The following is an 8831-nucleotide window of genomic DNA, read 5'->3' on the forward strand; positions in this document are numbered from 1 at the left end:
TTAGGACGCCAGGTTTTCATCCTGGTAAGAGGGGTTCGATTCCCCTACGGACTACAAATTAGTTTTGAAATGGTTTTATGAAACGAGTTTAGGTGTCTCCTTTACTTGTTTTGTTAGTTAAAACTGAAGTGATTGACTTTAAAATCAATTGTGGGAGGTTTTTCTTATTTTTTTACTGATGTATAAAATAGTTATTTACAATTAAAATATAAAAAAAATGGCAAATCATAAGTCAGCTCTAAAAAGAATTAGAAGCAACGAGAAAAGAAGAGTATTGAACAAATACCAACACAAAACTACACGTAATGCAATTAAAGCAATTCGTTTAGCAACTGTAAAAGCAGAAGCTGCAACGAAATTACCTATAGTTATTTCAATGATTGACAAGTTAGCTAAGAAAAACATTATTCATGCTAATAAAGCGTCAAACTTAAAATCTAAGTTAACAAGATTGGTTGCTAAATTATAATTAGTAACTTAAAATAATTTAAAAGTCCTGATGAAAATCAGGGCTTTTTTTGTTTTATGTCCTTTTTTAATCTGTAGCTTGAGGTTCTCGAAGGCAGCGCATTGGAAAAATTAAACAAGAATATGTGAAGGTTAGCGCATTGAAAATGAATCGTTTTGCTTCTAAATTTATTAAAATGTAAACTAAACATATTGTTGTTTGAATATCGAGATAATAAACGTACCTTTGCACTTTCAAAAAAAGAATATATGTCATCTATCAGAAACATTGCAATTATTGCACACGTTGACCACGGTAAAACTACATTGGTTGATAAAATTATGTATCACTGTCAATTGTTCCGTGATAACGAAAATACTGGAGATTTAATCTTAGATAATAACGACTTAGAGCGTGAAAGAGGAATTACTATTACTTCTAAAAACGTTTCTGTTGTTTATAAAGGAACTAAAATTAACATTATTGATACGCCTGGTCACGCCGATTTTGGTGGAGAAGTAGAACGTGTATTAAACATGGCCGATGGTGTGTGTTTGTTAGTAGATGCTTTTGAAGGACCTATGCCTCAAACGCGTTTCGTATTACAAAAAGCGATCGATTTAGGTTTAAAACCTTGCGTAGTTATTAATAAAGTGGATAAAGAAAACTGTACGCCAGAAGAAGTGCATGAAAAAGTATTCGACTTAATGTACGAATTAGGTGCTACAGAAGCTCAGTTAGATTTTCCTACTGTTTACGGTTCAGCTAAAAATAACTGGATGTCTGATCATTGGGAAAACGTAACAGATAATGTTGAAGCATTATTAGACATGGTTATCGAGCATGTACCTGCTCCAAATGTTGGACAAGGAACACCTCAAATGTTAATTACATCTTTAGATTTCTCTGCATTTACTGGTCGTATCGCAATCGGTAGATTAGAAAGAGGTGTATTAAAAGAAGGAATGCCAATATCTTTAGTTAAAAGAGATGGTACTATTTCTAAATCAAGAATAAAAGAACTTCATACTTTTGAAGGTTTAGGTCGTAAAAAAGTACAAGAGGTAATTGCTGGAGATATTTGTGCTATTATTGGTGTGGAAGGATTTGAAATTGGGGATACTATTGCCGATTTTGAAAACCCAGAAGCATTAACTTCTATTGCTATTGACGAACCAACAATGAGCATGTTGTTTACAATTAATGACTCGCCATTTTTTGGTAAAGAAGGTAAATTTGTTACTTCTCGTCATATTAGAGAAAGATTAGAAAAAGAATTAGAGAAAAACTTAGCTATGAAAATGGCTGAGACGGATTCTGCAGATAAATTCATGGTTTTTGGTCGTGGTGTATTACACTTGTCGGTTTTAATTGAAACTATGAGAAGAGAAGGGTATGAAGTACAAATTGGTCAGCCACAAGTTATCATAAAAGAAATTGATGGTCAAAAATGTGAGCCGATTGAAGAATTAACGATTGATTTACCAGAAAGTTTATCAGGTAGAGCTGTAGAATTTGTTACTTTACGTAAAGGTGAAATGTTAAGCATGGAAACTAAAGGGGAGCGTATGATAGTAAAATTCAATATTCCATCTCGTGGAATTATCGGATTACGTAACCAATTGCTTACTGCTACTGCTGGTGAAGCTATTATGGCTCACCGTTTTATAGGATATGAACCGTATAAAGGAGAAATTTCTGGACGTAACAAAGGTTCGTTAATTTCTATGGAAAAAGGAAAAGCAATTCCTTATTCTATTGACAAATTACAAGATAGAGGTAAGTTTTTCGTAGAACCAAATGCTGAAATTTATGAAGGTCAGGTAATTGGTGAAAACTCTCGTGGTGATGATATGTGTGTAAACGTAACGAAAGAGAAAAAACAATCTAACGTACGTTCTTCTGGTAATGATGAGAAAGCAAGAATTATCCCTCCAATTATCTTTTCATTAGAAGAAGCTTTAGAATACATTCAAAAAGATGAATATGTGGAATGTACACCAAAATCGATTCGTTTAAGAAAAATATATTTAACTGAAACAGACAGAAAACGTTTTAAAATATAATTAGATTTTTTATATGTAAACTAAACCACGAATTTCATTTGATTTTCGTGGTTTTTTTATATTATTTCACCACAGATTCACAGATTTTATTTATGCAGATAATCTCCGAATCTGCAGTAAAAATTATTAATTTAGAAATTATTTGCACATTCAATAGTTAAAAACCCTAACTTTGTTAGTATAAAACCTAAAGCCATGGAAATTAAATTAAAAAACGGAATTGATAGATTAGAGTTTGGTATGACTCCAAAATACGTAGAAGCGTTATACGGAAAACCAAATAAGACGTTTACAGATGAGGAAAATAATACGATTTATGTGTATAATAAAGAACGTATGAAGTTAACGTTTTATGTTGAGGAAGACATGAAATTGGGCTATATTACGACTACACATCCAGAAATTAAATTATTTGGAACTACCATTATAAATAAAGCTTGGGATTTAGTAAATGGCGATTTAGCACTTAATAAAATTACCAAATTTGAAAAAGATTCAGAAGAGGGTATTGATATTTATTTTAACGAAGACAATTGGTTGTTTTTCCATGTGGATTATGATGAAGTAGTTGAGGTTGAAATTGGTGCCATCATCAACGATAATGACGAATTTGAATGGAAATTTAGAGGATAAAACATAAAAAAAGGCAAACATCTAATTTAGAGTTTGCCTTTTTTTAAAATATTTTTTTAGATTTTTGCTTTCTTTTGCGAAGCATATACAAAGTAAAATCCAAGAATAATAAACGGAATACTCAGCCATTGTCCAGTTGAAAGGGCATTGAACATTGGGTATTCTTCAAAGCCACCTTGACTGTCTTTTACAAATTCCACAAAGAAACGAACCGACCAAAGTAATACTAAGAATGTTCCAAATAATAAACCTGGTTTGTTTCTGGCATCTGTTTTCCAATACATATAAAATAAGATAAAGAAAACAGGAATGTATAATAAGGCTTCAAATAATTGAGCTGGATATCTGTAAGGAATTTTGTCCAAAATACCTTTAAACTGAACATCATTTGCAATCGCATTATAAGCTTGCGTTCCGTCAGGGATATTTGTTAATTGCGAGGCTACTTGTGGCGGTAAATTATCCTCACCTTTCACAAATTTCATAGCCATAAAAGTGTCTTTTGAAGTTTCTTTTCCAAAAATTTCAGAATTCATAAAGTTTCCTAAACGAATAAAAACGGCTCCCGAAGCCACAGGAATTACAATTCTATCTAATATCCATAATAACGGACGTTGTAAAACTTTTGTTTTGATGTAATACATCGTAACAATAATTGCAATTGCCGCACCATGACTCGCTAACCCACTAAAACCAGTAAAATGTAATTCTGGTTTTGTGCTAATAGGTAATAAAACACTTAAAGGATCTTGAGAAAATAATTCTGGTTGATAAAAAATTACGTGCCCTAATCTTGCTCCAAGCATCGTAGCGACTATAGTGTACACAAATAAATTATCTAATTTTTCTATAGACTCTTTTTCTCTTTGGAAGATAAATTTAGTAATGTACCAGCCCAAAGTAAAAGCAGTTACCCAAGTTAAGCTGTAAAAACGAATCATAAAAAAACCTAAATCGATGCCTTCTATTGGATTCCAAATCATAATTTTTAGTTTAAATGTTTATAGGTTTAAAAGGTTAAAAGTTTATAAGGTTATAAGTTTATAAGGGTTTGCGTATTATATTTTATTTATTTTTGCCATTTTCATTGACTTTTGCCATTTTCATTAACTTTTGCCATTGACATTGTCATTGACTTTTGCCATTGACATTGATTTTTGCCATTGCCATTGACTTTTGCCATTGCCATTGTCATTGACTTTTGCCATTATCATTGCCATTGATTTTTGTCATTGTAATTGCATCATGGAACTGGATCGTAACCGCTTTTTCCCCAAGGATGACAACTTGTAATTCTTTTAAATGCTAACCAACTCCCTTTTATTATGCCATGTTTTTCTAATGCTTCTTTACTGTAACTCGAGCAAGTAGGGGCAAACCTACAAGTTGCCGGTGTTAAAGGCGAAATTACAATTTGATAAAAACGAATTAGTAAAATGAACGGAAAAATGAATAGTTTCTTCATAGCTTTTACACAGAGTTTCGCAAAGAAATCTCAGAGATTTACTGAATTTATTTATTACCTTTTCTCTTTTTATTTTTTCCTTTTTCCTTTTTCCTTTTTCCTTTTTACTTTTTCCTTTTTACTTTTTCCTTTTGTCTTTACAAAGTAAAACTCGTTCCGTCTTTTCCGTCTTTTAATTGAATGTCTAAAATGGCTAATTTATCTCTAATTTCATCAGACAAAGCCCAATTTTTATTGGCTCTCGCTTCCATTCTCATTTCAATTAGCATTTCGATAACACTTCCTAATTTATTGTTATTTCCTGCTGCTTTTTTGATTGTTAATCCTAACACATCAAAAACAAAAATATCTAAAGTTGCTTTTAATTCAGCTAAATCTGTTGCAGAAATTGTTTCTTTTTTGTCGTTTAGTAAATTTATGATTCTTACCGCTTCAAATAATTGCGCCATTAAAATAGTGGTATTAAAATCGTCATTCATCGCATCATAACAGGCATTTTTCCATGTTGTAATATCAATCGAAGAGGTACAGCTTGTTTCAATTTTTGATACAACATCTATTGCTTCCATCAAACGATTATAGCCTTTTTCACTGGCTAACATCGCATCATTTGAAATATCTAAAACACCACGATAATGGGCTTGCATAAAACAAAAGCGTACCACACTTGGATTGAATTCTTTTTCGAAGAAATCGTTTTTACCTTCAATTAATTCCATTGGTAAAATATAATTTCCAGTACTTTTACTCATACGTAAACCGTTCATGGTTAGCATATTAGTATGTATCCAATAATTTACTGGTTGTACTCCATTGCATGCCGTTCCTTGTGCTACTTCACATTCGTGATGTGGAAATTTTAAATCTAAACCACCACCATGAATGTCAAAAGTTTCACCTAAATACTTGGTACTCATAGCAGTACACTCTAAGTGCCAGCCAGGAAAACCAGCTCCCCATGGTGAGTTCCATCGCATAATATGTGCTGGTGATGCATTTTTCCAAAGGGCAAAATCTTGTGGGTTTTTCTTTTCTGATTGTCCGTCTAAATCTCTAGTATTAGCAAATAATTCTTCAATATTTCTATTACTTAATTCCCCGTAATTTAAACCTCGTTTGTTATATTCTAACACATCAAAATAAACAGAACCATTGCTTTCATAAGCAAAACCCGTTTCAATTAATTTTTGTGTTAATTCTATTTGTTCTAAAATATGACCAGTAGCTGTTGGTTCAATAGTAGGAGGTAGGAAATTAAACGTTTCTAAGACCCTATGAAAATCGACAGTATATTTCTGTACAATTTCCATTGGTTCTAATTTCTCTAAACGCGATTGTTTTACAAATCTGTCATTTTCTACATCGCCATCATCTGTTAAATGTCCGGCATCTGTAATATTTCGTACATATCTTACTTTATATCCTAAATGCAACAAATAACGATACATCATGTCAAAACTCATAAAAGTTCTCACATTTCCTAAATGTACATTGCTGTAAACTGTTGGTCCACAAACATACATACCAATTTGACCTTCGTGAATCGATTTAAAATTTTCTTTTTTTCCCGATAATGAATTATACACTTGAAGCGGATTGGTTTCGTAAAGTGGCATTTTGTTTAATTTATGTTTTATATTTTTTTGAAGCTATTCCTGCTTTCCGTTACAATCTTTTTAAAATGTTGCCTTCTAGAACCTCAGTCAACATTTTAAAAAGGATTTTCACTGCAATCAGGGCTAGTTAAAATTTCGTATCTAATTTAATATAATCTAAAAATTCTCTTTTTACTTTTTCGTCTTTAAATTTTCCACCAAACTCAGAAGTCACTGTGCTGCTTTCAATATCTTTAATTCCTCTTGAGTTCACACACATGTGTTTGGCATCAATAACACAAGCCACATCTTCCGTATTTAAAACACTTTGTAATTCTTTTACGATTTGAATCGTTAAACGTTCCTGAACTTGAGGTCTTTTTGCATAATATTCTACAATTCGATTCATTTTTGATAAACCAACTACCGTTCCATTTGAGATATAAGCAATATGTGCTCTACCATATATAGGCAATAAATGATGTTCACATGTTGAATATACTACAATGTTTTTCTCAACAAGCATTTCGCCATATTTGTATTTGTTTTCAAATGTGGAGGCACTAGGTTTTTTATCAGGGTGTAAGCCACCAAATATTTCTTTTACAAACATTTTAGCAACTCGGTTTGGTGTTCCTTTTAAACTGTCGTCAGTTAAGTCCAATCCAAGTGTAAGAAGAATGCTTTCTACATCTTTTTTGATTCTTGTAATTTTTTCCTCATCAGAAATTTCAAAAGCATCAGTTCTTATAGGGTTTTGTGTGTTGGTGGCAATATGGTTGTTGCCTATTTCATCGTTATATTCTTCGTTGTTAATCATCATACCTATTATTTTCATCTAACTGCAAATATATGCATTTATAAATAAATTAGTTTTATAAATTTTTAAAGTTATTTATAAAATAACAGCTCTTATGTTTAATTAAACAACTGTTAAATCTGATGAAAAGCTGATTATTCCGACATAAAGCAAATAATATTGTTAAATTGTTTATTTATTAACGAAAAGTTAATTTTTTTATTATTTTTGCTAATCAGTACTCATAATTATATTAATATTTACACATTTAAAATGAAAAAATTTCTTATACTTTTTTTTACTTTTTTAAGCATTAATTTTATTTATTCTCAAGCTACTTGTGCTACTATGGCTCCAATTTGTTCAGGGAATATTTCACCTCAACCTAGTTTAGTTGGTCCTAACTTAGGTTCTCCAGGCTGTCTAGGCTCCGCGCCAAATGCCAATTGGTATACCTTTCAGACTGGTTTTTCAGGAAATCTAATTTTTAATTTACAGCAAGGTAATAATCCACCATTATTTAATAATTTAGATATTGATTATATTTGTTGGGGTCCCTTTACTGATGCTCAAATGGCTACTAATGCCTGTAATTTGTTATATGATTTACCAAGTTTAACCATACCTAATAATATTGTAGCTTGTAGTTATTCAGCTGCAGCCATTGAAACGATTACCATACCAAATGCTAATCCGGGTTCTAACTATATTTTACTAATTACAAATTTTTCAAATCAAGCGGGACAGTTTATTATGTCACAAACTAATGCTACTGCTCCAGGTGCAGGATCTACAAACTGTGATGTGGTTTGTGGTGTAGATTTGGGTCCGACTGCAACTTCTGTTTATCCTAGTCCTCCTGCTATTAATACTATTTCATTTTGTAATTCTAGTATAAGTTCTCAAACCTTACATTGTAACTTTCAAAATCCACCTGCCAATCAAAATACATTAGCTTATCAATGGTTTTGGAATGGAGTTTTACAACCTACTTTGACTACAAAATCAATAACGGTTACTCAATCAGGAACTTGGAAAGTTAAGGTAACACATCCTGACTGTGGTACACCTACTGAAGATTCTGTTATTATTTATTTTGGTTCTACACCAGTAGTTAATCCTGTACCTACTCAGTTAGGGCCTTTAGGGGATTGTAATCCAACATTTGATTTAACTGCTTTAGTCCCTTCTCTACTGGCACCATTAAATCCTGCAGACTTTACGGTTTCATTTTTTACAAATTATGGTGCTTCTATAATTTATACTTTTCCTGTTACTGGACAAATCACAAATCCTTCTGCTTTTCAACCCGGAGTTGATACTACAATTTATGTTCGTGCTCGAAATAACACATCACCAGAATGTGTTGATTCAGAAGAGATTTCATTTTTATTAGACGTTAGATGTACAAATAATGCTACTGCAGTAGGTAATACAATTTGTACCAATAATACGGGACAATTAACTTTTACAGGTCCGCCAAGTGCAGTCGTTTCATTCACACAAGGTACAAATACTTATAATGTTACTTTAAATGCATCAGGTTCGTTTACATGGAATACACCTACCCCTTTGACTGCAACAACAACGTATAGTTTAACAAATATAGCAGTTGGTTCTCCAGTCGTGAACACGCCATTAACATCTACAGCAACCATCACAGTAAATCCAGACAATACGGTTTCAACACCTTCTGCAACGCCATCACTTTGTATCAATACTGCTTTACCAGCAGCAATAACTCACACTACAACTGGTGCTACAGGTATAGGAACCCCAACAGGACTTCCAGCAGGTGTTACCGCAGTTTGGGCCGCAAATACGA

General features: G+C 32.3%; 7 protein-coding genes and 1 pseudogene. 4 read left to right on the forward strand and 4 right to left on the reverse strand.

The genetic code is table 11. The features are described 5' to 3' along the window. Positions 1-217 precede the first annotated feature (217 nt). From rpsT to ABWP78_RS09575, 3 genes are all read left to right on the forward strand, one after another. On the forward strand, positions 218-469 hold the full coding sequence (gene rpsT, locus ABWP78_RS09565) for a 30S ribosomal protein S20 (protein ID WP_353170971.1): 252 nt from the start codon (positions 218-220) through the stop codon (positions 467-469). A gap of 248 nt (positions 470-717) precedes the next feature. Next, positions 718-2514, forward strand: a complete 1797-nt coding sequence (gene typA, locus ABWP78_RS09570; RefSeq protein ID WP_353170974.1) for a translational GTPase TypA — start codon at positions 718-720, stop codon at positions 2512-2514. A 195-nt stretch (positions 2515-2709) separates the two neighbouring features. Beyond that, positions 2710-3147, forward strand: a complete 438-nt coding sequence (locus ABWP78_RS09575) for a hypothetical protein (protein ID WP_353170976.1) — start codon at positions 2710-2712, stop codon at positions 3145-3147. A gap of 56 nt (positions 3148-3203) precedes the next feature. On the opposite strand, the gene lgt is transcribed toward ABWP78_RS09575, so the two are convergent. The 4 genes from lgt to folE all read right to left on the reverse strand — a co-directional run bounded on the left by lgt (position 3204) and on the right by folE (position 7027). After that, positions 3204-4130: a prolipoprotein diacylglyceryl transferase gene (lgt, locus tag ABWP78_RS09580; RefSeq protein WP_353170978.1), complete on the reverse strand. Its 927-nt coding sequence runs from the start codon at positions 4128-4130 to the stop codon at positions 3204-3206. Positions 4131-4390: 260 nt separating this feature from the next. After that, on the reverse strand, positions 4391-4612 hold the full coding sequence (gene yidD, locus ABWP78_RS09585; protein ID WP_353170981.1) for a membrane protein insertion efficiency factor YidD: 222 nt from the start codon (positions 4610-4612) through the stop codon (positions 4391-4393). A 137-nt stretch (positions 4613-4749) separates the two neighbouring features. Continuing rightward, positions 4750-6228 carry a cysteine--tRNA ligase gene (cysS, locus tag ABWP78_RS09590; RefSeq protein WP_353170983.1) on the reverse strand — a complete coding sequence of 493 codons (1479 nt, stop codon included), beginning with the start codon at positions 6226-6228 and terminating at the stop codon, positions 4750-4752. A 127-nt stretch (positions 6229-6355) separates the two neighbouring features. Then, a complete protein-coding gene (folE, locus tag ABWP78_RS09595; protein WP_353170986.1) occupies positions 6356-7027 on the reverse strand; it encodes a GTP cyclohydrolase I FolE in 672 nt (223 codons plus the stop codon). A gap of 252 nt (positions 7028-7279) precedes the next feature. Here folE and ABWP78_RS09600 point away from each other — a divergent pair. Beyond that, positions 7280-8831: pseudogene (locus ABWP78_RS09600) on the forward strand (hypothetical protein); the annotation flags it as partial.

The organism is Flavobacterium sp. (assembly GCF_040402955.1).
Taxonomy (GTDB): Bacteria; Bacteroidota; Bacteroidia; order Flavobacteriales; family Flavobacteriaceae; genus Flavobacterium.

Excerpts from the sequence above, each read along its gene's own strand:
- lgt (WP_353170978.1), bottom strand. The coding sequence starts at position 4,130 with ATGATTTGGAATCCAATAGAAGGCATCGATTTAGGTTTTTTTATGATT.
- ABWP78_RS09575 (WP_353170976.1), top strand. The coding sequence starts at position 2,710 with ATGGAAATTAAATTAAAAAACGGAATTGATAGATTAGAGTTTGGTATG.
- yidD (WP_353170981.1), bottom strand. The coding sequence starts at position 4,612 with ATGAAGAAACTATTCATTTTTCCGTTCATTTTACTAATTCGTTTTTAT.
- rpsT (WP_353170971.1), top strand. The coding sequence starts at position 218 with ATGGCAAATCATAAGTCAGCTCTAAAAAGAATTAGAAGCAACGAGAAA.
- cysS (WP_353170983.1), bottom strand. The coding sequence starts at position 6,228 with ATGCCACTTTACGAAACCAATCCGCTTCAAGTGTATAATTCATTATCG.
- typA (WP_353170974.1), top strand. The coding sequence starts at position 718 with ATGTCATCTATCAGAAACATTGCAATTATTGCACACGTTGACCACGGT.
- folE (WP_353170986.1), bottom strand. The coding sequence starts at position 7,027 with ATGATTAACAACGAAGAATATAACGATGAAATAGGCAACAACCATATT.